General features: G+C 42.8%; 24 protein-coding genes and 3 riboswitches. Of the genes, 19 read left to right on the top strand and 5 right to left on the bottom strand.

Features of this window, described 5'->3' with window-relative positions:
* Window positions 1-28: 28 nt before the first annotated feature.
* Both AC3WLU_RS07140 and AC3WLU_RS07135 read right to left on the bottom strand, forming a co-directional pair.
* Complete coding sequence (locus AC3WLU_RS07140) at window positions 29-1480, bottom strand: amino acid permease (protein ID WP_492597041.1); 1452 nt, start codon at window positions 1478-1480, stop codon at window positions 29-31.
* Window positions 1481-1576: 96 nt separating this feature from the next.
* Window positions 1577-1762: riboswitch (Lysine riboswitch) on the bottom strand.
* 257 nt (window positions 1763-2019) lie between these two features.
* Window positions 2020-2982, bottom strand: coding sequence for a LacI family DNA-binding transcriptional regulator (locus tag AC3WLU_RS07135; RefSeq protein ID WP_063574740.1), 963 nt, complete (start codon window positions 2980-2982; stop codon window positions 2020-2022).
* Between the two features lie 629 nt (window positions 2983-3611).
* Between AC3WLU_RS07135 and AC3WLU_RS07130 the strand changes: the two genes are divergently transcribed.
* The 5 genes from AC3WLU_RS07130 to AC3WLU_RS07110 all read left to right on the top strand — a co-directional run bounded on the left by AC3WLU_RS07130 (window position 3612) and on the right by AC3WLU_RS07110 (window position 8434).
* Complete coding sequence (locus AC3WLU_RS07130) at window positions 3612-4535, top strand: metal ABC transporter solute-binding protein, Zn/Mn family (RefSeq protein WP_106027058.1); 924 nt, start codon at window positions 3612-3614, stop codon at window positions 4533-4535.
* 12 nt (window positions 4536-4547) lie between these two features.
* Window positions 4548-5303: a metal ABC transporter ATP-binding protein gene (locus AC3WLU_RS07125; RefSeq protein WP_413000752.1), complete on the top strand. Its 756-nt coding sequence runs from the start codon at window positions 4548-4550 to the stop codon at window positions 5301-5303.
* A gap of 10 nt (window positions 5304-5313) precedes the next feature.
* Window positions 5314-6237, top strand: a complete 924-nt coding sequence (locus tag AC3WLU_RS07120; RefSeq protein ID WP_063574743.1) for a metal ABC transporter permease — start codon at window positions 5314-5316, stop codon at window positions 6235-6237.
* Window positions 6234-7115 carry a metal ABC transporter permease gene (locus AC3WLU_RS07115; RefSeq protein ID WP_034310101.1) on the top strand — a complete coding sequence of 294 codons (882 nt, stop codon included), beginning with the start codon at window positions 6234-6236 and terminating at the stop codon, window positions 7113-7115. The genes AC3WLU_RS07120 and AC3WLU_RS07115 overlap by 4 nt, the downstream gene beginning before the upstream one ends.
* Before the next feature lie 146 nt (window positions 7116-7261).
* Complete coding sequence (locus AC3WLU_RS07110) at window positions 7262-8434, top strand: FtsW/RodA/SpoVE family cell cycle protein (protein ID WP_063574744.1); 1173 nt, start codon at window positions 7262-7264, stop codon at window positions 8432-8434.
* 81 nt (window positions 8435-8515) lie between these two features.
* Here AC3WLU_RS07110 and AC3WLU_RS07105 read toward each other — a convergent pair whose 3' ends face one another.
* The gene (locus AC3WLU_RS07105) at window positions 8516-8851 is read right to left on the bottom strand and encodes a spore coat protein (protein ID WP_063574745.1); all 336 of its coding nucleotides are present in this window, start codon (window positions 8849-8851) and stop codon (window positions 8516-8518) included.
* Window positions 8852-8864: 13 nt separating this feature from the next.
* The gene (locus AC3WLU_RS07100) at window positions 8865-9143 is read right to left on the bottom strand and encodes a hypothetical protein (protein WP_034310108.1); all 279 of its coding nucleotides are present in this window, start codon (window positions 9141-9143) and stop codon (window positions 8865-8867) included.
* A 148-nt stretch (window positions 9144-9291) separates the two neighbouring features.
* On the opposite strand from AC3WLU_RS07100, the gene AC3WLU_RS07095 reads away from it, so the two are divergent.
* Complete coding sequence (locus tag AC3WLU_RS07095; protein ID WP_492597040.1) at window positions 9292-10209, top strand: proline dehydrogenase family protein; 918 nt, start codon at window positions 9292-9294, stop codon at window positions 10207-10209.
* A 49-nt stretch (window positions 10210-10258) separates the two neighbouring features.
* Here AC3WLU_RS07095 and AC3WLU_RS07090 read toward each other — a convergent pair whose 3' ends face one another.
* Window positions 10259-10393, bottom strand: a complete 135-nt coding sequence (locus AC3WLU_RS07090) for a YuzL family protein (RefSeq protein WP_072273724.1) — start codon at window positions 10391-10393, stop codon at window positions 10259-10261.
* Window positions 10394-10601: 208 nt separating this feature from the next.
* On the opposite strand from AC3WLU_RS07090, the gene AC3WLU_RS07085 reads away from it, so the two are divergent.
* The 13 genes from AC3WLU_RS07085 (at window position 10602) to sufC (ending at window position 24636) form a co-directional block, all read left to right on the top strand.
* The gene (locus tag AC3WLU_RS07085) at window positions 10602-12986 is read left to right on the top strand and encodes a 3-hydroxyacyl-CoA dehydrogenase/enoyl-CoA hydratase family protein (protein WP_492597039.1); all 2385 of its coding nucleotides are present in this window, start codon (window positions 10602-10604) and stop codon (window positions 12984-12986) included.
* A 71-nt stretch (window positions 12987-13057) separates the two neighbouring features.
* Window positions 13058-14236 (top strand): acetyl-CoA C-acetyltransferase, encoded by a 1179-nt coding sequence (locus AC3WLU_RS07080; RefSeq protein ID WP_053536761.1) that lies wholly within the window; start codon window positions 13058-13060, stop codon window positions 14234-14236.
* A 69-nt stretch (window positions 14237-14305) separates the two neighbouring features.
* Window positions 14306-16093 (top strand): acyl-CoA dehydrogenase FadE, encoded by a 1788-nt coding sequence (locus tag AC3WLU_RS07075; RefSeq protein WP_057278067.1) that lies wholly within the window; start codon window positions 14306-14308, stop codon window positions 16091-16093.
* A gap of 141 nt (window positions 16094-16234) precedes the next feature.
* Window positions 16235-16591 carry an arsenate reductase family protein gene (locus AC3WLU_RS07070; RefSeq protein ID WP_034310119.1) on the top strand — a complete coding sequence of 119 codons (357 nt, stop codon included), beginning with the start codon at window positions 16235-16237 and terminating at the stop codon, window positions 16589-16591.
* A 95-nt stretch (window positions 16592-16686) separates the two neighbouring features.
* Window positions 16687-17070 (top strand): glycine cleavage system protein GcvH, encoded by a 384-nt coding sequence (gene gcvH / locus AC3WLU_RS07065; RefSeq protein ID WP_034310122.1) that lies wholly within the window; start codon window positions 16687-16689, stop codon window positions 17068-17070.
* Between the two features lie 95 nt (window positions 17071-17165).
* Window positions 17166-17531: a toprim domain-containing protein gene (locus tag AC3WLU_RS07060; protein ID WP_057278065.1), complete on the top strand. Its 366-nt coding sequence runs from the start codon at window positions 17166-17168 to the stop codon at window positions 17529-17531.
* A 3-nt stretch (window positions 17532-17534) separates the two neighbouring features.
* Window positions 17535-17843 (top strand): thioredoxin family protein, encoded by a 309-nt coding sequence (locus AC3WLU_RS07055; protein WP_053537408.1) that lies wholly within the window; start codon window positions 17535-17537, stop codon window positions 17841-17843.
* A gap of 145 nt (window positions 17844-17988) precedes the next feature.
* Window positions 17989-18096: riboswitch (SAM riboswitch) on the top strand.
* Window positions 18097-18195: 99 nt separating this feature from the next.
* Window positions 18196-19506 carry an O-acetylhomoserine aminocarboxypropyltransferase/cysteine synthase family protein gene (locus tag AC3WLU_RS07050; RefSeq protein ID WP_492597038.1) on the top strand — a complete coding sequence of 437 codons (1311 nt, stop codon included), beginning with the start codon at window positions 18196-18198 and terminating at the stop codon, window positions 19504-19506.
* A 117-nt stretch (window positions 19507-19623) separates the two neighbouring features.
* Window positions 19624-19736: riboswitch (SAM riboswitch) on the top strand.
* Window positions 19737-19889: 153 nt separating this feature from the next.
* The gene (locus AC3WLU_RS07045; protein WP_057278064.1) at window positions 19890-20924 is read left to right on the top strand and encodes a methionine ABC transporter ATP-binding protein; all 1035 of its coding nucleotides are present in this window, start codon (window positions 19890-19892) and stop codon (window positions 20922-20924) included.
* A complete protein-coding gene (locus tag AC3WLU_RS07040) occupies window positions 20917-21585 on the top strand; it encodes a methionine ABC transporter permease (protein ID WP_492597037.1) in 669 nt (222 codons plus the stop codon). The genes AC3WLU_RS07045 and AC3WLU_RS07040 overlap by 8 nt, the downstream gene beginning before the upstream one ends.
* Before the next feature lie 15 nt (window positions 21586-21600).
* Entirely contained in the window at window positions 21601-22437 is an 837-nt protein-coding gene (locus tag AC3WLU_RS07035; RefSeq protein WP_413000763.1) for a MetQ/NlpA family ABC transporter substrate-binding protein, read from the top strand.
* Between the two features lie 810 nt (window positions 22438-23247).
* A complete protein-coding gene (locus AC3WLU_RS07030; protein ID WP_474001829.1) occupies window positions 23248-23400 on the top strand; it encodes a YuzK family famiily protein in 153 nt (50 codons plus the stop codon).
* Window positions 23401-23850: 450 nt separating this feature from the next.
* Window positions 23851-24636, top strand: a complete 786-nt coding sequence (gene sufC, locus AC3WLU_RS07025; protein ID WP_034310141.1) for a Fe-S cluster assembly ATPase SufC — start codon at window positions 23851-23853, stop codon at window positions 24634-24636.
* The last annotated feature ends 4 nt before the right edge of the window (window positions 24637-24640 follow it).

The following is a 24640-nucleotide window of genomic DNA, read 5'->3' as shown; positions in this document are numbered from 1 at the left end:
GGTTAGGGAAGAACAGGTCCTTTGCGTATTATTTTGTTTTAAGATCACATTCCTCAAGCGGAATGATTTTCGTTTTATGCTTAATTTTATAGCCGAACCATAGGACGAAAAATAGAATCAAGCCAATGTAGGAAACGAACATTGAATTCCAGTCGATTCCATCGCTGCTGAAAGCCTGATAGCCTTGTCCGATGATAATGATAATACAAAGGACAAGCGCGAATATAGGTCCGAATGGGAAGCCTTTTGCCCGGAATGGTAAAGCATTCATATCAAGGCCTTGAGCTGCATAAGCTTTGCGGAAGCGATAATGGGCAATCGCAATCCCTACCCAGGTGACGAATCCCGCCATGCCTGAAGCATTCAATAACCAGATATAAACGACGCCGTCCCCGAAAAATGAAGCTAAGAATGCAACACAGCCAACTAAGGAAGTCACGATAAGTGCATTCACGGGCACTCCTCTTTTATCTAACTTACCTAGGAATTTCGGTGCTTTCCCATCACGTGCCAAGTCCCATAACATACGGGTTGAAGCGTACATGCCAGAGTTACCGGCAGAGAGTACGGATGATAAAATGATCGCGTTCATGATCGATGCAGCAAATGCAAGGCCGGCCCGTTCAAATACAAGCGTGAATGGACTTACGGCAACATCTTCACTCAGTAAACGTGAATCCGTAAACGGAATGATCATGCCAATTACAAAAATGGCTAAGATATAGAATAAGATGATACGCCAGAAAACGGATCTGATCGCTTTTGGGATATTTTTTTCTGGATCCTCACTTTCACCAGCAGTCACTCCAAGCAATTCCGTACCTTGGAATGAAAAGCCGGCAGCCATGAATACACCTAGAATCGTGAAGAACCCTCCGTTAAAGGGACCTTCGCCCATTGTGAAATTGGAAAAACCGATTGGGTCTTTCCCACCCATGATTCCAAGAATGATCAGAACACCCGTAATCAAGAAAATGACGACTGTCACGACCTTGATCATGGCAAACCAGAATTCTGTTTCACCGAAACCTTTAACGGACATGTAATTGATAAGAAACATAATGATTAACGCAATGGCACTCCAGATAAATGAAGGGCTATCCGGGAACCAGAACTTCATAATTAAGACAACGGCTGCCAATTCGGCGGCAATGGTGATTGCCCAGTTATACCAGTAGTTCCAACCAATCGCAAAACCGAAGGACGGATCGACGAATTTGGATGCATAGACACGGAACGAACCGGCCACTGGCATGAACGCCGCCATTTCTGCAAGACTTGTCATTAAGTAATAAACCATGATGCCGATGACCGCGTATGCCACCAAGGCACCGCCGGGACCGGCTGAATGAATGGCACCGCCACTTGCTAAAAATAAACCTGTTCCAATTGTTCCACCTAATGAAATCATCATTAAATGACGCGCTTTCAGGCTCCTTTTCAGTTCAGTAGGGCTTGATGGTGATTGTGAATTTGACAATTGATGTTACACTCCTTTTTATTGGAAGGGAACGAAAAATAAAAAAACAGCAGTCGAAAAAGATCGACGGCTGTTTATAATAAACCCGTTTATCCTTCCGAAGATAGCTCCCCACGCTTTTTTGAAAAAACGTGACAGTGGTGTTCCTGTTCGGTAACACCGCCAGCGAGAATATACATGGAATATACCCTAACTTCGGCAACTTATCCTTTCAAACGGAGTCTTTAATTTTCCAGAATCTCGTCCGTTTTACTTTTATAAGCTGCAGCCTCTAACTCATCGGTAAATGAGGAAGTATTCAATTTTCTAAAATCGTTGGCGTCAGCTTGTAGGTGACGTCGTACGACTGTACTCATGAAATTCATGCAATCGCGAATAGATTGCTAGTAATTGAGTAAACTTTACTATATCAAAATTATAAAATAACTTCTGGGATATCGCAATGATTATTTCATGTGGTTATTTTTTCCTAGTTAATGAATGATGGCAGTAAGGAAGAATCAAGTGACGATGCACTAAAAAATAGCACATCCTGATAACTAAACGGTTTTCCTTTTTATTAGGGCATAGTCCAGTTTTACATGTTTGACCTCTTCAGGATTCTCAAAGAGATCCACTGCCATTTTCCCGATCCATTCCAGCGGTAAGGAAATGGTCGTGATGTCGAGCATTTCGCCAAGGCTATCATTATTGAAGCCGAGAATGGCCACATCTTCCGGTACCCTTATACCCAATTTCTTAGCGGTAAGAATGAAGCCTGCCGCCGTGTCATCATTCGTGATGATGATGGCTTCAGGTTTATCCATCATCGAATTCCATTCCTGAAACAATTGTTCACCGTCCTTAATGTGATAACTGCCTTCAAACAGCCATTCTTTATTGTTTATCAGTTGATGTTTACTCATGATATCGTTAAAGGCCTTTGTACGATGGGAACTGTTCCTGCTCTTTTTACGGCCGAGGCTGTATCCGATTTTCTTATATCCTTTAGCAATCACGTACTCAAGGGCACAGGAGAAAGCTGCATAATGATCAATGCTGATGGATGAGAATTCAGCCTGGGCGGTATCTTCACATAAAATAATCGGTCCGTATTTTTGATAATCCAAGAGGATTTTCATTTCCGAAATCCTTGAACAAACGATAATGCCATCGAGCTGCTTCATTTGCAGCATATTAAAAGCCTGGATCTCTTTCTCCCTGTCATAATTTGTTTGAAAGATGACGATATGACAGCCAATTGCATTTGCCTGTTTTGTGATTCCGTTAACGATTGCCCCGTAATATGGGTGATTGTTGAAGGGGATGATGACGCCGATAAGGTTGGTTTTCCCTTTTGAAAGATGGATGGCGTTGATGTTTCTCGTATAATTCAAGCGATTGATCGCTTCTAGGACGCTCTTTCTTTTATCGGGGCTTACATAAGGATGATCATTCAATACACGAGACACTGTTGAGACAGATACACCAGCACATTGAGCTATTTCTTTAATATTTGTCATGGTATCACCGTTTTTCTTTTTTTATATTGTACAGTATGAAACCCATTTCAGGGCAAGGGAACAGTGGGGACTGCTGAAGATTTCTGCAAATAGGGTCTTGTTATGGTATTGGTTTCATCCTTTAAGATTGGTCTAAGTCTTAGAGGAGGAGGAAAACATGATGTTCCAAACTTTAATCACCCTGTTTTTGCTTTGCGGAATCGAATTGGGATTTGCGTACTTGGCCATTTCCTTGAAACAGGAGAAATGAGTGGCAATGCCCGTCAAGAAGTTCGCGGCTTTACGCGTGGAAACCGCGTTTACACGTGAATTTCACGTTGTTCAGAAATAGCTCCCCTAGTTATGTTCACCAGTAAAACTCCACAATATAAATATAATTTCATCATACGGAATGACTGACTGTCAGGAAGCTGCCTAGTGGAGGTTCCTGACAGTTTTTGCTGTCTGTAAAAGTCATTCGCCTTTTTGAAATGTTTAAAAAAAGTTGCACTTTTTTTGTATATTTGTGTATAGTATAAAATAAGTTGTGTAGAGGAAACTTTTTAGCGTTTGCGACAATGAAAAAAATTTACACTTAATTTTGCACATGGCAAACTATTTTAGAGAGATGAAAAAGGGAGGGAATATGGATGGGTTTTCTTAAATCTATTGGAGGCGTGATTGCTGCATTGCTGGTTTTAACGGGGTGCGGCAATGATACGGCCGAAAGCGATAATGGCAATGGCAAGCTGGATGTCGTTACAACAACGGGAATGATTGGGGATTTGGTTGAGAATATCGGCGGTAAACATGTCGAGGTCACAAGTTTAATGGGACCGGGAGTCGACCCCCATCTATATAAAGCGACGCAGGGTGATGTGAAGACATTGGATTCGGCTGATATGATTTTTTATAACGGATTGCATCTTGAGGGGAAAATGACGGATATATTTGAAATGATGAGCAAGGATAAACCGACGATTGCCGTAACGGAAGACTTCAAGGAGAACCAACTTCGCAAAGTGGGTGCAAAGGAGCATGATCCCCACGTATGGTTTGATGTAAAGCTTTGGATCGTTGCGGCGGAGGCAGTTAAGAAAGAATTGATTGCCAAGGACCCGGACCATGAAGCGGAGTATCGTGAAAATTATGAGGAGTACGTTCTGCAATTGGAGGAACTTGATAAATATGTCCATGAGGAAATCAATAAAGTGCCAGAAGACCAACGGGTGCTCGTTACGGCACATGATGCTTTTGGGTACTACGGGCAGTCATATGGCCTGGACGTAAGAGGGCTCCAAGGGATCAATACATTATCGGAATATGGATCGAAAGATGTGACGGATATGCGGAACTATCTTGTGGAGAACAAAATAAAAGCGATTTTCATAGAGTCAAGCGTACCGAGGAAGGCTATCGAGGCTGTCATTCAAGGAGCAGGTAAGCAGGGCCACAAAGTGGAAATCGGCGGTGAATTGTTCTCGGATGCCATGGGTGAAAGAGGGACGGAAGAAGGAACGTATATCGGAATGGTCCGTCATAACACGGACACCATCGTCCGTGCTTTGAAATAGGGGGGAGAAACTATGAATCAAGCAGCTTTGAAGGTCGAGAATTTAACGATTGCTTATCATAAGAAGCCGGTTGTCGAAGATGTCTCATTTGAGGTGCCGGAGGGGAATTTAATCGGAATCATAGGCCCCAATGGAGCAGGGAAGTCCACTTTGATAAAGGGGATACTCGAATTGATCCCGAAAATATCGGGGCACATCACGATCAAGGGCTCTACTTATAAATCGATGAGGAAGAGTATCGGCTATGTACCACAGCGGGAGTCAGTGGATTGGGATTTTCCGACCAACGCACTTGATGTCGTGATGATGGGCAGATATGGTCATCTCGGATGGCTGAGGCGACCGGGGAAGTCCGAAAGGCAGAAGGGGATGGAGTGCCTGGAGAAGGTGGGGATGGCAGAATACGCAAACCGCCAGATCAGCCAGCTATCAGGCGGACAGCAGCAACGGATATTCCTGGCCCGGGCATTGGCACAGGAAGCGGATATTTATTTTATGGATGAACCGTTCGTAGGGGTGGATGCCGCAACAGAGAAAGCGATCATACAATTGCTGATGGAATTGAAGGAAAAAGGCAAAACCGTTCTTGTTGTGCACCATGACCTATCCACCGTGAAGGAATATTTCGACTGGACGATGTTATTGAATAAGAAGGTGATGAAAATAGGTCCGACAGAAAAAGTGTTCATTCCCGAATACCTACAGGCAACATATGGAGGCCGCCTAGCGATACTATCAGACACAAAGTCCGGCCTTTTATTAAAATGAGGTGTACACGATGAATATAATGGACATTATCAACGATCCAAATACAAGGTGGATATTGCTTGGCACGATGCTCCTCGGATTAAGCAGCGGGGTCATCGGCAGCTTTGCCTACCTCAGAAAGCAGTCTTTGCTTGGTGACACGCTCGCACATGCAGCATTACCCGGTATCTGTGTCGCCTTCATGTTAACTGGAGTGAAATCCACTTCTTACTTTTTGATAGGTGCCGCCCTGGCTGGCTTAGTCGCAGTCTTCTTGATCAGTGTGCTTACGAGATACAGTAAGATCAAGCAGGATGCGGCCTTGGGAATCGTCTTATCTTCTTTCTTTGGTTTCGGAATTGTGATGCTTACGCAAATCCAGCAGAGCGAGTATGGAAACCAGAGTGGATTGGATACCTTTTTATTCGGACAGACGGCGTCAATGGTCATGTCCGATGTATATATGATGATGACGGTTTCCTTCATTCTCATTTTCACTTGTACCGTATTTTTTAAAGAATTCAAATTACTGTCCTTTGATCCCGGGTTTGCTAAGGGGCTGGGATTGCCGGTGGTTTTTCTGGATTATTTCATCATGATGCTGATCGTGGCGGCTGTAGTGATCGGTATCCAGGCTGTAGGCGTCGTATTGATGGCATCTTTACTGATAACACCTGCGGTATCCGCAAGATATTGGACGGAGCGCCTGCATATCATGGTCATCCTGTCTGGTATATTCGGAATGTTGAGCGGTGTGTCTGGAACGTTGATCAGTACATCTGTCAATGATTTGCCGACAGGACCGTTAATTGTCTTATCCGCGACGGTATGGTTTTTCTTTTCCATGCTTTTTGCACCTAAACGCGGAGTGCTTTCATCTATATGGAGAAGGGTTTCGACAAAAAAGAAATATTCTCTCGAACAGGATAGAAGGAAAGGGAGCCACTCATCATGAATGATTTTTGGATTATCTTAGTCGGAGCATTAGTGGCGGGTTCTTGCAGTGTATTAGGGTGTTTTTTGATAGTCAGGAAAATGACGTTGATTGGGGATGCAATCAGTCATTCCGTTTTGCCGGGAATCGTATTGGCATTTTTAATAACCGGAACCCGTGATTCGGTTCCAATGCTGATCGGGGCTGCTGCGCTCGGCTTGCTTACCGTGTTCTTGATTCAGCTTTTCCAATCGTCGGGCGTTCAATCCGACGCTGCTATCGGGATTGTATTCACTTCCCTTTTTGCTACGGGGATCGTACTTGTGAGCTTGTACACGCAACAAATAGATTTTGACCTGGAACATGTCCTTTATGGAGAAATAGCCTATACTCCGTGGAACACGATGACAATCGGGGGAATCGAGGCTGGACCAAAAGCTGTTTGGATAGTCGGCAGTTGTTTTATCCTGAACCTCATACTGATTTTCCTTTTCTTCAAACAGTTTAAACTCGTTTCATTTGATCCGGCACTTGCTGCCGCGATGGGAATTCCTGTACTGTTCTTTCATTACTTATTGATGAGCCTCATTTCACTGACAACTGTTGCTTCTTTTGATAGTGTAGGTTCCATTTTAGTAGTTGGAATGCTCATCATACCTGCGGCAACGGCCTATCTGCTGTCAGACCGTTTAAGCCGCATGATATTGGTCAGTATCGGGGTCGGGGTGCTAAGTTCCGTCATCGGCTACTATTCAGCCACCATTTTGGATGCCTCGATATCAGGTTGCATGGTGGGGTCGGCCGCCATATTATTCGGATTGGCCTTTCTCTTCTCCCCAGGCAATGGATTGGTCAGCCTATTGCTGAAACGGAGAAAATCAAAGGAATCACACGCATAGCTCCCATGCGTGCAGGCTTCATGGAAATAACTCCATGAAGCCTGTAAACTATTCTTCTATATAGTTGTGATTTTATTTGTTTAAAGTATAATGAATAAGTGTATTTATAGATGTATCGCAGGAGCCTTTTTAAGGGAGAGTTAAGTATGGAAGAACAAAATAAATTTTCATCTCGAATAGATTTTTCTTTGGTCACAATATTGCTGTTATTATGCGTTGGAAGCTGCCTGGCAATCTATAGTGCCCAAACGACTGGACAGTACGCTGAAAACTTCTTAATTAAACAAATTTTTTGGTATATAGTGGGGATTGGAATCGTATTAGGGTTCATTACACTGGATTCGGACCAACTGAAAAAAATCTCTTGGTACGCCTATGGATTCGGATTGTTTTTGCTATTTTTGCTGATCATTATGCCGGAAAGCATCGTTCCTGTCCGGAATGGTGCGAAAAGTTGGTTCATCATTCCGGGAATCGGTTCGATTCAGCCATCGGAGTTCATGAAGGTTTTCCTGATTTTGGCTCTAGCCAATGTCATATCGAACCATCATCTAAAAAACACGCTGAAAACGATTCAAACGGATATTTGGCTGCTTATTAAAATCGGTCTTGTGACCGGTGCGCCCTTAATGTTAATCATGCAACAGCCGGATTTGGGCACCTCGCTTGTCATCATGTCAATCATGCTCGGAATGATTTTCATATCAGGGATATCATGGAAGATCCTGCTGCCAATCGTTTCGGGAGGAATTGTCGTCGCTTCAACGGTCCTTTACTTTGTTATTTGGAAGCCGGAGATCCTGGTAAAATACTTAGGGGTAAAAACCTATCAATTCGGACGTATCTATTCTTGGCTGGATCCATATAATTATGCCAGCTCCGAAGGGTATCACCTAACAAGATCCTTACTGGCCATTGGCTCCGGTCAGACAACGGGCAAGGGAATCGGTTCGAGGGAAGTGTATTTGCCTGAGAGTCATTCGGATTTCATTTTTAGCATCATCGGTGAAGAATTCGGCTTCATCGGATCAAGTATCATCATTTCCTTGTTTTTCCTATTGATTTACCACATAACAAAAACGGGAATGGACACGAAAAATAACTTCTATACATATATCTGTGTTGGCGTTATAAGCATGTTGACGTTCCACGTTTTTCAAAATATCGGCATGACTGTAGGCCTTTTGCCGATTACGGGGATTCCGCTTCCATTTGTCAGTTATGGAGGAAGCTCGCTCATGGGGAACATGATGGCGATGGGCTTAATATTCAGCATTCGGTATCACTATAAGAAGTATATGTTTTCTACGGATATCTAATAATAAAGCCGGCCCCCGATGGGCCGGCTTTATTTGTAGAAAAAAACAAAAGGAGCAGAATCCACCCCCCTGAATGTTTGTTTATTGAATATTCGTTCCAGATGGAAATTGATTTTTATAACCGGAAAATTGTTGATGCGATTGGCTTAAAGAGGAAGCTTGCGCCTTTTCTAAACTATACCAGCCTTTTTCGAACATAAGGTTATAGAGTTCACGCTGCATCTCCTGATTTTCTTTGGAAATGGAGAAAATGTCTTGGAATAATGCTTGATTGCTCATTTCATGCAGGGCAACGGAAAGGGAGTTACAAAAGTACTTTTCAGTTGTGAGCATATCATTTATAAAATCCCTGTCATTCATTTGCGGTGTTTTTGCCACGGGAGATTCAGGGTTTTGGACTTTGTTTTCATTGGGCATCAAGAACCCTCCTTTATTGATATTGTTGTTGACTCTGATTTTGGTCCGGGTTCAAATGTTTCAAAATGGTATCGTAATGGCGTTGATGCATGAGTCCGCACCGATTTAACGCATCAATGATTTGCGGGTCCTTACATTGTGTGGCAAAAAAATGTGCTTTTTTAACCGCATTCAGATTCCATGCAAGCATATCGGTTAAGTATAAGCTATCTTTCACCGAAACCATCTCCGGCGGCTGTTTCATAAAGCCGGTCGACTGCTGTTGGCTATTAAACGAATTTTGCTGTTCCATCATTCTACCTCCTCATGTGTTCTTTAATCGGGCTTAATTTTCCCTTCATGAAATTTTTTATTCTTGATTCTAAATATCTGAAAAATGAATTAAATGGTAAAATAATCTTGTGCATCTATTTTCCAAAATGATTTGGAGGGGAATGCAGATGGAAAGGATTTTGAAAAATATATTCCTTTTTTTATCAAAGAATAAAGCTATGACACAGGCAGCGAAAAAATACGGGCTGCGGTTTGGTGCATCTCGCTTCGTGGCAGGAGAATCCTTGGATATGGCATGTGATGTGATTGCTGAACTTAACCGGAAGGGGCTTGCTGTCACCATTGATTATTTGGGTGAATTCATTGAAGATGAACAAGAAGCAGGGAAGATGGCAAAAGAGTGCATCGAAGCCATCCGGATGATTGGCACAAATGAACTGGACTCACAGTTATCCCTGAAGCTGACCTCGATGGGCTTGGATGTGTCCGAACAAGTCGTAATGAATAACATGCGGAGAATCTTGGATGAAGCTAAAGCCCATCGAGTTTTCGTGACGCTTGATATGGAAGATTTTCCGCGCTGTCAGCCGACTTTGGATGTATTCAAAACCTTGAAGTCTGAATATAATGAATTGGGGACTGTCATTCAAGCTTATCTGTATCGTACTGAGAGGGATATTGAAGAGCTGGATGAATACCATCCGAATTTAAGGCTTGTTAAAGGGGCTTATAAAGAACCAAGGGACGTGGCTTTTCCTGAAAAAAAAGATGTGGATGAGAATTTCAAGAAAATCATCAAGAAGCATATGCAAAATGGAAATTACACAGCCGTTGCCACACATGATGATGGTATCATTGATTATACGAGGGACCTAGTCAAAGATCAGGGAATACCCCGGGATTCATTTGAATTTCAAATGTTATATGGCATCCGCACTGAAAAGCAGCTTGAACTTGCTAAAGAGGGATATAAGGTAAGGGTGTATGTACCTTATGGTACGGATTGGTATGGATATTTCATGCGCCGCCTTGCGGAGAGGCCAGCCAATATTGCTTTCGTTTTAAAAGGCCTATTCAAGAAATAGGAAGCGAGAGCCGCCCCGGAAAAGGGACGGCTGCTCAAATCAAGAAGGATTATCTTTTGAACTGATTGTTCTGGCTGTTCACTTTATTGATTCCATGTTGACGTTCAGCGCCAGGGCCGGCATTGCCTTTAACACTTGCTGCGCTCACGGCTGCTTTAGAAGGATTATCTTTACGCTTCATTATATAAGTCACCTCCTGCCCGGTTATTTTTTACTGAACGGAGGAGAAATAACCGAAAGAATGCGGAGAAAAAAATATATTTTTTCCTGTTTAATCATTGCGGAATTTCCAAATATATTCTATATTAGTAATAAGAAAAAATATTCAAAATTTTTTTGAATTAAAAATGAATGAGCATTCATTCAATAAATTGTGTAAGGGGGATATAAACTTGGTTCGACAAATACGAAAGGCTGCTGTTCTAGGGTCAGGAGTTATGGGATCAGGGATTGCTGCACACCTTGCTAACATCGGCATTCCGACTTTATTATTGGATATTGTACCTCGTGAACTCACTGAGGATGAAAAGAAAAAGGGACTGACATTAGATAATAAACAAGTGCGTAACCGCATCAGCCAAACGGCGATTACGAAACTTTTAAAACAGAAACCAGCTCCGCTTTCGGCTAAGGGAAACATCGCGTTGATCGAGGCTGGAAACCTGGAAGATGATATAAGTCGTTTAAAGGATGTCGATTGGATCATCGAAGTGGTCGTTGAAAAGCTTGAGGTTAAGCAAAGCGTATTCGCCCAGGTTGATCAGCATCGTAAACCAGGAAGCATCGTTTCATCGAATACATCCGGAATTTCAATCGAAGCGATGGCAGAAGGACGTTCGGAGGACTTTCAAAAGCACTTCCTGGGAACTCACTTCTTCAATCCGCCGCGTTATCTTAAATTGTTGGAAATCATCCCTACTAAGGCAACTTCTCCAGAAGTGCTCGAATATATGAAACGATTTGGCAAAGATGTTCTTGGAAAAGGTGTTGTCGAAGCCAAGGATACCCCCAACTTCATCGCAAACCGCATTGGAACTTATGGTTTATTGGTCACTTTGCGGGAAATGCAAAAAGGCGGATACAGTGTCGGTGAGGTCGATTCGGTTACAGGTCCGTTGATTGGAAGGGCAACTAGCGCCACTTTCCGGACACTTGATGTCGTTGGATTGGATACCTTTGCACATGTTGCCAGAAACGTTTATGACCAGGTGGACGGAGAAGAAAAAGAAGTTTTCAAGATACCTGATTTCATGAATGAAATGCTTAAGAATGGGTGGCTTGGAAGCAAGTCAGGACAAGGATTCTTCTTGAAAAAAGGCAAGGAAATCCTTGAACTGAATCCCGAAACCCTTGAATATGCTGCACGAAAAAGATTAAAAACGCCTTCCATCGAAATGGCTAAACAGGCCAAGGGCTTGGATAATAAAATGAAAGCGCTTGTTTATAGTGAAGACCGTGCCGGCCAATTGCTATGGAATGTCCTGAATCCGGCGCTTGTGTATTCTGCCCAGCTGCTTGGGGATATCGCGGATGACATCGTGGCGATCGATCAAGCGATGAAATGGGGATTTGGATGGTCCACAGGCCCATTTGAAACCTGGGATGCGATAGGTGTAGAAAAATCGGCAGCCCGAATGGAAGCGGAAGGCATCACCGTTCCGCAATGGGTTAAGGATATGCTCGCTAAAGGCATCACGTCATTCTATAAAGAAGAAAATGGCATAGTTCACTATTATGATAATGGTGAATATAAAGAGCTTGTCGAAAATCCTAAAGTGATCAATCTTAAAGCGATCAAGAAGCAAAAAGGCGTAATCAAGAAAAACAATGGCGCAAGCTTGATCGATATCGGCGATGGAGTGGCTCTGCTTGAATTCACTTCGCCGAATAATGCAATCGGTCTGGATATCATACAAATGATCAATGCCGCGGTTGACGAAGCGGAAACGAATTTTAAAGGCCTGGTCATCGGAAACCAAGGAAAAAATTTCTGTGTCGGCGCTAATATTGCAATGATGCTGATGGAAGCGCAGGATGACAATATTTTTGAACTCGATATGGTCATCAGCCAATTCCAACAGGCGATGCTTAAAATTAAGTACAGTGCAGTTCCTGTAGTGGTTGCCCCGTTTAATATGACACTTGGCGGGGGTGCTGAAGTGTCCCTTCCGGCAGCGCGCATCCAGGCAACGACTGAAACGTATATGGGACTGGTGGAACCTGGTGTCGGCCTGATCCCAGGCGGCGGCGGGACTAAAGAACTTTATGTGAAGACGTTGAGGAATATGCCGAAGGGCGTTGACTTCGACTTACAGAAAGTGGCCAACCAAGTATTTGAAACGGTCGCCATGGCAAAAGTTTCGACCTCCGCCGAGGAAGCGAGAGGGAATAATTTCCTTGATTCAGCTGATGGAATAAGCGTGAATGCAGATCATCAGCTATATGATGCGAAACAGGCGGTACTTTCCATGCATGAACAAGGCTATACCGCTCCAGCCCGCACAAAGATCCCTGTCGTAGGTGAAACTGGATATGCCGCACTGCTATTAGGGGCGGAATCCATGCGCCTTTCAGGATTCTTATCTGAACATGACCTTGTCATAGCCAAAGAGCTGGCATACGTCCTGGCAGGGGGGAAACTCCCATTCGGCACGGAAGTAGATGAACAGTATATCTTGAACCTGGAAAAACAGGCATTCCTAAAACTGATTTCGACTCCGAAATCCCAGGCAAGGATGCAGCACATGCTCGTTAAAGGTAAACCACTCCGTAATTGATGAATAGATGAAGATATGGCCAAAACGAGATCAATAGATCGATAGCTTAAAAATGAGTAAGGGGGATCCTCATGAAAGAAGCGGTAATAGTAGCTGGAGCAAGGACTCCGGTAGGAAGAGCGAAAAAAGGTTCTCTTGCTAGTGTACGCCCTGATGATTTAGGGGCTCTTGTCGTAAAGGAAACGTTAAAGCGTGCAGGGAATTATGAAGGAACGATAGATGACCTGATTATCGGTTGTGCAATGCCTGAAGCGGAACAAGGCTTGAACATGGCGCGTAACATTGGAGCATTGGCGGGATTGCCTTATACAGTACCGGCCATAACGATTAATCGTTACTGTTCAAGCGGGCTGCAAAGTATCGCATATGGAGCGGAAAGGATCATGCTCGGCCAAAGTGATACAGTCATTGCAGGCGGAGCGGAATCCATGAGCCTTTTGCCAATGATGGGCCATGTAACACGTCCGAACGCGAGACTAGCGGAAACGGCACCGGAATATTATATGGGGATGGGTCACACTGCTGAAGCCGTTGCCAAGAAATACGGCATTTCCCGTGACGATCAAGATGCATTTTCTGTTAGAAGTCATCAGAAGGCCGCTAAGGCCATTGCAGAAGGAAAGTTTTCCGATGAAATCGTACCGGTTGACGTTACCCTTCGTTCAGTGGGGCCAGATCTTAAGTTAAAGGAAAAATCATTTACTTTTTCACAAGATGAGGGCGTTCGTCCAGGAACGACTGCTGAAGTGCTGAAAAAACTAAGACCTGCATTCTCCGTTACAGGATCCGTAACAGCAGGGAATTCATCACAGACGAGTGATGGTGCAGCCGCGGTCATGGTCATGGACGGGGAAAAGGCTTCTTCCTTGGGGATGAAACCGATGGGTAAGTTCCGTTCCTTTGCTGTAGCAGGAGTACCGCCTGAAATTATGGGCATCGGACCGATTGCAGCCATACCTAAAGCATTGAAGCTAGCGGGTCTTGAATTATCGGATATTGGTTTATTTGAATTGAATGAAGCCTTTGCTTCCCAATCCATTCAAATCATTCGTGAGCTCGGATTGAATGAAGAGATTGTCAATGTAAATGGCGGAGCCATCGCCCTAGGCCATCCGCTAGGATGTTCGGGAGCAAAATTGACATTAAGCCTGCTTCATGAAATGAAGCGCAGAAACCAACAGTTCGGAGTCGTGACAATGTGTATCGGCGGCGGGATGGGTGCTGCCGGAGTGTTTGAATTAATGGCGTAATCCGACCCCTTCCGGAAGCTGTCATGCTTCCGGCGGGTTTACTATCTTAAACACATAGGAGGAAATAACATGTCCAATCAAACTACAGATAACCTCATTAAAGGCGGGGCCTTCTTAATAGAAGATATTACGTATGATCAAGTGTTTACACCGGAAGATTATTCTGATGAGCATAAAATGATTGCCAAAACTTCCGAGGAATTCGTAGTGAATGAAATTCTGCCGCAGGTTGAACATTTAGAAAACCATGAGTTTGACCGTTCCGTCAAATTACTGAAGCATGCAGGTGAAATCGGTTTACTTGGTGCTGATGTTCCTGAGGAATACAGCGGATTGGGTCTCGATAAAATCAGTTCGGCATTGATTACGGAAAAAATGGCACTTGCAGGCGGTTTCGGAATTACGCATGGTGCACATGTAGGTATCGGCTCTTTGCCAATCGTATTATTCGGGAATGAAGACCAAAAGAAAAAATACCTTCCTTTACTAGCAACGGGTGAGAAGATTGCTGCGTATGCCTTAACGGAACCAAGCTCAGGTTCAGATGCCTTGGGAGCAAAAACGACAGCGAAATTGAATGCTGAAGGAACACACTATATTTTAAATGGTGAAAAACAATGGATTACAAATGCAGGTTTTGCAGATGTCTTCTGTGTATACGCCAAAATCGACGGCGAACAATTCTCCGCTTTCATTGTTGAGCGTGATTATAAAGGCGTATCAACTGGGGCTGAAGAAAAGAAAATGGGGATCAAAAGCTCATCTACACGTACTTTAATCCTCGAAGATGTTCATGTACCAGTAGAAAACCTTTTGGGTGTAGCCGGAAAAGGTCATATCATCGCTTTCAATATCCTGAATATCGGGCGCTATAAATTAGGCGTCGGTGCTGTCGGCGGATCCAAACGTGCCCTTGAGATTACAGCTGCTTATACGAATCAACGTCAACAGTTCAAAACGAAAATTTCCGATTTTAACTTGACGAAAGAAAAACTTGCAACAATGGCAGCTAAAATTTATGCAGCAGAAAGTTCTGTATATCGTACGGTTGGCCTTTATGATCAAAGACAAAGCAAATTGACGGATGAGCAAGTGAAAGATGGGAAATCAATGGCGGCTGCAATCGCTGAGTATGCCATCGAATGTTCATTGAATAAATTCTTTGCTTCCGAAGTATTGGATTACGTTACGGACGAAGGCGTACAGCTTCATGGCGGTTATGGTTTCATGCAGGAGTATGAAATTGAAAAAGCATATCGCGATTCCCGTATTAACCGAATCTTTGAAGGTACAAATGAAATCAATAGATTGCTTGTCCCGGGAACATTCCTGAAGAAAGCACTTAAAGGAGAATTGCCGCTACTTCAAAAAGCTCAGGGGTTGCAAGAGGAATTAATGATGATGATGCCGGAAGAACCTGGCGATGAGCCACTGGCACAAGAAAAAATGCTTGTTAGGAACGCTAAGAAAATCGGTATTCTGGCTGCTGGGCTTGCGGCACAGAAATACGGAAAAAATCTTGATCAAGAACAAGAAATCCTCTCCAACATTGCTGATATCGCATCCCTTGCCTATGCAGCTGAATCCGTGGTATTGCGTACGGAAAAAGCAATTGCAGCTACAGGTCTTGAGAAGAACAAACAAAAAGTGCTTTACACTGAAATCTTCGTTCAGGAAGCTTTCAATGAAATAGAACAGCATGCAAAGGAAACGTTAATTGCAGTGGAAACAGGCGATACTCTTCGCATCATGCTTTCGTCGCTCCGTAAGCTGACAAGACACACTCCAATCAATGTCATTGCGAAAAAACGCGAAGCATCCGTCAAAGTAATCGAAACGGAAAAATATGCTCTTTAAGCAATGAGTCAGAATCCGTAAAGGGAATGCCCGTAAAGGCATTCCCTTTATTTCCTTTGATGAAATCGCATTGGAAATTCAAAAGACATTTCGTTGTATTGCGTGGTAAAAACGGGTATTCTATTGATAGGTGGTGAAATGATGGGCTTAACATTATATTGGTACCCAAAATGCGGTACATGCCGTAATGCGAAGAAGTGGCTGGATAATCATGAACTGCAATATGAAGCGATCCATATAGCGGATAATCCCCCTTCGCGAACTGAAATAGAACAACTATATAAAAACAGCAATTTGGAGTTGAAGAAGTTTTTCAATACTAGCGGTCAAAAATATCGGGAGCTGGGCTTAAAGGATAAGCTGAAAGAAGCTTCTGAAGCAGAGATGCTTGATATATTGTCCACAGATGGAATGCTTCTGAAAAGGCCGATTGTTACGGATGGCACCAAAGTGACGGTAGGATTCAAAGAAGAGCAATTCGAACAGGTATGGAACTGAAATTTCACAAAATATTTGGTTAATTCCTTACTTAAACAAACAATCTACCTTATAATGGAATAGATAAAATAAGATGTACATATGGAGGGTTAATTATGACAACAACACCAAAAGAACTTCGTTACACTAAAGAACATGAATGGGTCAAAACGGAAGATGGAACAGTGCGCATTGGAATTACGGCATTCGCACAGTCCGAGCTAGGGGACATCGTATTCGTTGAGCTTCCGGAAATCGGCGATGAATTGAAAGCGAACGAACCATTTGGAAGCGTTGAATCCGTTAAGACCGTTTCTGAGCTTTATGCACCTATCAGTGGCAAGGTTGTTGAAGTGAACGAAGATTTAAGTGACAACCCTGAATATGTAAATGAGTCCCCTTATGAAAAGGCATGGATGGTCGTGCTTGAACCGTCTAATAGCAGTGATATTGAAAACTTGATGAGCGCTGAAGAGTATGAGAGTTTAATCAACGGTTAAAAAAGAAAGGAGAGGGGGGACTGAAAAGGCCTGCTCTCTTTTTCATTTGTACAGTGGGTGAGTTGCGCACATAATTCGTGAGATGGAGTGATGACATGGAGTGGGGCGAATTCGATAAAGTGATCATTGTAGAAGGCAGTTCCGATAAAAGAAAAGTTGCCTCCGTTTTAAATGAAGATGTGGAAATAAGATGTACGAATGGGACCATATCATTAACTAAGCTGGATGAATTAGTGGATGAATTGATGGACCGTGATGTTTATCTCCTTTTTGACGCAGATGAATCAGGAGAAAAGCTGCGGAAGCAGTTCCGAAGGGAAATGCCGGAAGCGAACCACCTGTATATTAATAAAATGTACAAAGAAGTGGAGAGCTCACCCGAACATCATATCGCAACTGTGCTCCTATCTGCCAATATGAATGTGAAAATGAAATTTTTAAGTCAAAGGGTGAACGACTAATTGATGCAGGAATGGAAAGAAGAAGAGTGTAAGCTTGCTGTTGAAAATGGGGAAACCTTTTGCTTATATTTATATACACCTTTATGCGGAACCTGTCAGGTGGCCTCCAAGATGCTGACGATATCCTTGGAGCTTTTCCCCGAATTGAAGGCAGGCAAAATGAATATGAACTATATCCAAGCAATTGCCGAATCATATGAAATCGAAAGTGTTCCTTGCTTATTGCTTTTCAAAGAAGGGCAGCTGCACAAGAAAATATATGCCTTTCAATCCGTTCCTTATTTGTACGGATTGCTTAAGGAAATCAGTTAGGAAACCAATCAGAACCGCGGTTGGTTTTCTTTGTTGCTGACATTTGAATGAGAGCAGGAAATAAACAAAGAATATTCTAACAATTCATTGACTGATTTAATCTAAAATGCTATATTTTGAATTAAGTAATGGCAGAATTTAATAGTTCTTATCAAGAGTGGCGGAGGGACTGGCCCGACGAAGCCCGGCAACCGGTATAAATTTTTATATACGGTGCTAATTCCAGCAGAGTGTTGGCTCTGGTAGATGAGGTGTATTCTTGAAACCTCTTCTTATTGAAGTGGTTTTTTTGTTTATAAAAAGCCAGATTTCATATAAATCCAACTAAATCCATAGAAAAAGGTGAAATTAAATGTCAGAGAAAAAGTTGCGTTTTGAAACATTGAGTGTTCATGGCGGTCTGCAAGCTGATGAAACAGGTGTCCGTGCCGTTCCTATCTACCAAAGCAATGCATACTTGTTCAAGGACACCGACCATGCAGCAAATTTATTTGGCCTGAAGGAGAATGGCTATATATATTCACGGCTTCATAATCCCACGGTCAGCGTTTTTGAGGAAAGAATGGCCTTATTGGAAGGCGGTATCGGCGGATTGGCAACGGCAAGCGGAATGGCTGCCATCTCACTTTCAATCCTGAATATTGCTGCTGCAGGGGATGAGATTGTTTCAGCCTCTACATTATATGGCGGTACGTATAACCTTTTCGAAAACACTCTTCCTAAATATGGGATCAAAGTGAAGTTCGTTTCTCCCGATGACCCTGAGAATTTCAAAAGGGCGATTACACCAAGAACTAAAGCCATTTTTGCTGAAACGATCGGAAATCCAAGTTTGAGGGTGCTCGATATTGAAGCGGTAGCGGAAATCGCCCACGAAGCCGGCATACCTTTAATCATTGATAATACCTTCGCGACACCGTATCTTTGCAGACCAATTGATTTTGGAGCGGATATTGTCATCCATTCCGCTACAAAATGGCTTCTTGGAAATGGAACGACGCTAGGCGGTGTCATCGTTGATGGAGGGAAATTCGATTGGAACTCGCCGAACTATCCTGGCTTCACGGAGCCTGACCCAAGTTACGACGGTCTGGTATACGCCGAGGCAGTTGGCCCTGCCGCATTCATAACGAAAGCCCGGGTCCAGTTACTACGTGATTTGGGCCCTGCGCTAAGTGCCCAAAGTGCATTCCAGTTTACGCTTGGACTTGAAACGCTGCATGTAAGGATGAAAGAGCATCTATCAAACACCAAGTCTGTCATCCAATATTTAAAAAACCATCCTGCCGTGACCTGGGTTTCACATCCTGGTGATGAGGATCATCCCGATAAAGCCCTTTCGGATAAATATTTGCCAAAGGGAGCTGGATCTGTCGTGACATTTGGGATTCAAGGTAATCGCGAAGCTGGGGCAAAACTTATCAATTCGGTGGAATTATGGTCCCATGTGGCGAATGTAGGGGATGCGAAGAGCTTGATCATCCACCCAGCAAGTACGACCCATCAACAATTGAATGAGGCGGGTCTTGCGAAAGCGGGTGTAAGCGCCGATCAAGTCCGTTTATCGATTGGGATTGAAAATGTAGACGACTTAATAGAAGATTTGGAGCAGGCAATTGAAAAGGCGACGAACATCGTCTCCTTGACTTCCAAAACGCTTTAAGCAAAGTTCCTGTTCATTCTTGTACTAGAAATAATATACATTGCGCTCCTTTTTTATCTATGATAAAATTTCTCCATACTAAAGAACTTAATGATGTACAAATATTCTATATATTAGCTCTTATCAAGAGAGGTGGAGGGATGTGCCCGATGAAACCCGGCAACCGACAAGGAGATTTCCTTGGAAAGGTGCCAATTCACACAAAGTTTAATCACTTTGGAAGATGAGAGGAAGGCCTGTTTCTTCACCTGCCTTTCTGCTCATGCAGAAAGGTTTTTTCTATTTTAATTGGGAAAACTTTTACATGATAGGAGAAACAGACTAATAATGTAGAGAAATCAACTAAGTTCATAGGTTTTATTGGATAAAAGAGGTGAGGGTTAATGATTACATTGACGAAAGTCAGTAAGCTGTTCCGAACAGGAAAAGGAAACAGTGAGACGATCAAGGCTGTAAATAATGTGAATGTTGAAATAAATAAAGGCGAGATTTTCGGGATCATCGGTTACAGTGGAGCGGGGAAAAGTACTTTGATCAGAATGCTCAATGGATTGGAAACACCGACAGAGGGATCCGTTGTGGTGGCTGAAAAGGAAATTTCAAAAATTAAAGGGGCTCAGCTCCGTAAGGCCCGTCAAGAAATCAGCATGATTTTCCAGCATTTCAATCTATTATGGTCAAGGACCGTTCAGGAGAATATATCTTTCCCGTTGGAAATTGCAGGTATTTCTAAACCTGAACGCACCAAGCGTGTGAACGAATTGATCAAGTTAGTCGGACTTGAAGGCAGGGAAAAGGCCTATCCTTCGCAATTAAGCGGAGGGCAAAAGCAAAGGGTGGGCATAGCCAGGGCTCTGGCAAATGACCCTAAAGTGCTGCTGTGTGATGAAGCGACTTCTGCATTGGATCCGCAGACTACCGACTCCATACTCGAATTGCTTGTTGACATCAATCAGCGTTTGGGATTGACGATCGTCTTGATTACGCATGAAATGCATGTAATACGTAAAATCTGCCATCGCGTCGCCGTGATGGAAAGCGGGCAGGTTGTTGAACAGGGTCCTGTCCTGGATGTCTTCAAGAATCCTAAAGAACAAATGACGAAGCGTTTCGTGCAACAGGTAACGGAACCGGAAGAAACGAAAGAAACGATGGACCATTTGCTCGAACGCTATCCAGCAGGCAAAGTGATTCAATTGACCTTTGTAGGTGATCATGCAGAAAGCCCATTGATCACCAAGCTTGTACGTAACTTCGAGTTGGATGTCAATATCGTTCAAGGTAAGATATCCCAAACAAGAAGCGGTTCATATGGAACATTGTTTATCCATCTAGATGGCAAAGAGGATGAAATGCTCCGCGCAATCGAATTCATTAGAGCACAGCAGGTAGGCGTGGAGGTGATTACTCATGCTTGAAGAATTATTGCCGAATGTTGATTGGGAAGACATCATTGAAGCTACGAAAGAAACGCTTTACATGACAAGCGTCTCTGTAGTGGCAACCTTTTTTATAGGCATAATACTAGGATTGATCCTTTTCCTGACAGGGAAGGGTAATATGTGGCAAAACCGGGCTGTCAACGGAATCATGAGTGCTGTCGTCAATATATTCCGTTCCATTCCATTTCTTATTTTGATCGTGCTGCTCATTCCTTTCACTAAAGCGCTTGTCGGTTCCATGATCGGTGAGAACGCTGCACTGCCGGCACTTATTATCGGTGCTGCCCCATTTTATGCGCGTATGGTTGAAATCGGCCTTCGTGAAATCGATAAAGGTGTAATTGAAGCCGCTAAATCGATGGGGGCAAAAACGAGCACGATCATTTGGAAGGTCCTTCTTCCAGAGTCGATGCCTGCCCTTATTTCCGGGATTACCGTAACATCGATTGCATTGGTTGGATATACCGCAATGGCCGGGGTCATCGGCGCTGGCGGGCTTGGTAACCTAGCCTATTTGGACGGCTATCAAAGAAATCAAAATGACGTTACGCTTGTAGCGACAATCGTTATTCTAATTATCGTCTTCATAATTCAAATTATTGGAGATGTGATTACATCTAAATTGGACAAAAGATAAAGGGAGATGAATAGGATGAAAAAGTTTTTAGGATTTGCATTAATCTTAGTGTTATCTATCGCTTTGGCTGCTTGTGGAAGTGAAAAGGATAAAAGCAGCAGCGATACGGAAAAAGAATCGAAGAAAATAGTTGTAGGGGCATCCAATGTTCCTCATGCAGAAATCCTTGAGAAAGCTAAACCGCTTCTTAAAGAAAAAGGAATCGATTTGGAAATTGAAACGTTCCAGGACTATGTTTTACCGAATAAGGCGTTGAATGATAAGGAATTGGATGCTAACTACTTTCAACACATTCCATATTTAGAGGGGCAAATTAAAGAAAATGGATATGACTTCGTCAATGCTGGCGGAATCCATATCGAGCCGATTGCTCTATATTCACAAAAATATAAAAGCATTGATAAACTTCCGGAAGGCGCAACAATTATTATGAGCAGCTCTGTTGCTGATCATGGACGCGCTTTATCCCTTTTGGAAAAGAACGGCCTGATCACTTTGAAAGAAGGCATCGATAAAACGACGGCTACAACGAAAGACATCGTTGAAAATAAGAAAAACCTTAAATTCGATGCCGATTATGAAGCGGCCCTGCTTCCTAAAATTTATGAGAGCGGCGAAGGCGATGCAGTCTTGATCAACTCCAACTATGCAATTGACGCCGGTTTGAATCCGCTTAAAGATTCGATTGCGATTGAAGATTCCGAATCACCTTATGTGAATGTCATTGCCGTAAACAAAGGTGACGAAAATAAAGAAGCAATCAAAGCGCTTGTAGAAGTATTGCATTCTAAAGAAATTCAAGATTTCATTCTGAAAGAATACAAAGGTGCAGTTGTACCGGCGGATAAATAATTCGAGAATGGCGGCCTGATTTAATTCAGGTCGCCGTTTAAAAAGGTTTCGGAATGGTCTCATTTTGAAACCTTTTTTTTATTGGATTTGAATCATAATAGCCCTCTACATTTGTTATTGAGTGCCGATGGGCAGGGATAACAACCAAAACGCTCATATTACACATAGCCATGGTTGCGGAATCTGCGTCAACAGCTTCAGGGTTTCCAGCTTTCTTAATCACTTGTTCAATCAGAGGCTCTTAATACGAGTATTTCGGGGTGTTACTATCGTCCCAACACAAATCCGTTACAGTCTGCTGAAGCATAAATGAATAAGCGAGCTGGTTTGTCCGTTCAGCTTTTACATAATGCGTCGCTCATAATTTTTAGTTTGTCTACAGTTTTTTAGATTTTTAGGTTTTCAAAATTTGAACGTTACTTTCCACTTCAGGCACTCGCTTTCCGCGGGCGGTCCGGAAGCCTCCTCGGCGCTTTTGCGCCTGCGGTGTCTCCCCTCGACTCGCTTTCCCGCAGGAGTCTCGTACCTTCCGTTCCAATCCACTAAGACTCCACAATCAGATAGAATCACTTTTACCTACATTCTCTATATTCCGTTCAATGCCGGTTAGGATTTCCGTGATAAAGTGCTTCACTTCTCTAAGTCCGGATAATGATGATCCAGGTTGTTTCAGTCTGCGGCTTAATTTAATTCCTTTCATGTTTAATCAGGAAAGGAAAGGGTATAGAGATAATGAAGGTGAAAAAATGATACACAAATTTGAAAGGATGGTTCACTATCAATACTCTGGATTTAAATGTAACAAGCGAAATGGAAAAGGCGATGCAGTCTTCACATGGGATTGGCTACAGTGAGTACAGTAGAGACTTAGACCTCCGTATCGAGGTTGAGAAAGAACGGGATAGGGAACATGTAAAGTGCAACAAAATGGTCCAGGACCTACAACGCAAAATTCACGGCTAAGCATATAAAAGAATTCTTTAAAAGATCGGTCTGTAGAGGTAAAATGGAAAGTGGTCCATAAAATAAGGGTTTCCTTATTGGATAAACTTACATAATACCTGACAGTCCGATTTTTTTCTTTTTAAGCGGAACGTTCGTACCTTGCAATCGAATCCTTTGAACATATAGTAATAAGGACGAAGATTTGCCGAATAATAAGATAATTTTAACAAAAGCTAAAATAAGTATGAATATGCAGTAAACAGGCCATATCTGTTAGTATTGTAAGAATAGGACAGGTTTTTAACATGGCCGAAGTGGAAACCCCTATCTATTTAGTTGATTCCAAATTGGATTTGTTATAAAATTGGAATGAGAATAAAGTGAGAATGCTTTTACGGAAATTATAGTAATGAAAGTAATCTTTACTTTCTGGTAATAAAATTGGAATTAGTTCACGGAGGTATTATTATGTCAGCTTCTACATTAACGGTTAAAGATCTGCACGTATCAATTGAAGGCAAAGAGATTTTAAAAGGGGTAAACCTTGAAGTTAAAGGTGGGGAAATCCATGCGATCATGGGACCAAATGGAACTGGTAAATCAACTTTATCATCAGCAATCATGGGTCACCCTAAATATGAGGTAACTAGCGGGAGCATCACATTCGATGGTGAAGATGTATTGGAGATGGAAGTAGACGAGCGCGCTCGTGTCGGTCTATTCCTAGCTATGCAATATCCAAGTGAAATCAGCGGCGTTACAAATGCAGACTTCTTACGATCTTCCATTAACGCACGCCGTGAAGAAGGCGATGAAATTTCATTGATGAAATTCATCCGTCAAATGGACCAAAAAATGGAATTCCTTGAAATGGATGAAGATATGGCGCAACGCTATTTAAATGAAGGTTTCTCAGGCGGAGAGAAAAAACGCAACGAGATTCTTCAATTAATGATGATCCAACCTAAAATTGCAATTCTGGATGAGATTGATTCAGGTCTAGATATCGATGCACTTAAAGTCGTTTCAAAAGGAATCAACGAAATGCGCGGAGAAGACTTTGGATGCTTGATCATCACTCACTACCAACGTCTATTAAATTACATCACTCCTGATTTTGTACATGTAATGATGCAAGGGCGTGTCGTAAAATCAGGCGGTCCTGAACTTGCTGCCCGCTTGGAAGCGGAAGGTTATGACTGGATTAAACAAGAATTGGGCATTGAAGACGAAACTGTTGGCGAAGAAGCGTAAGTAG

It is taken from the genome of Peribacillus sp. FW305-BF15 (assembly GCF_058783805.1).
This window is presented reverse-complemented; position numbering and strand designations above follow the sequence as displayed.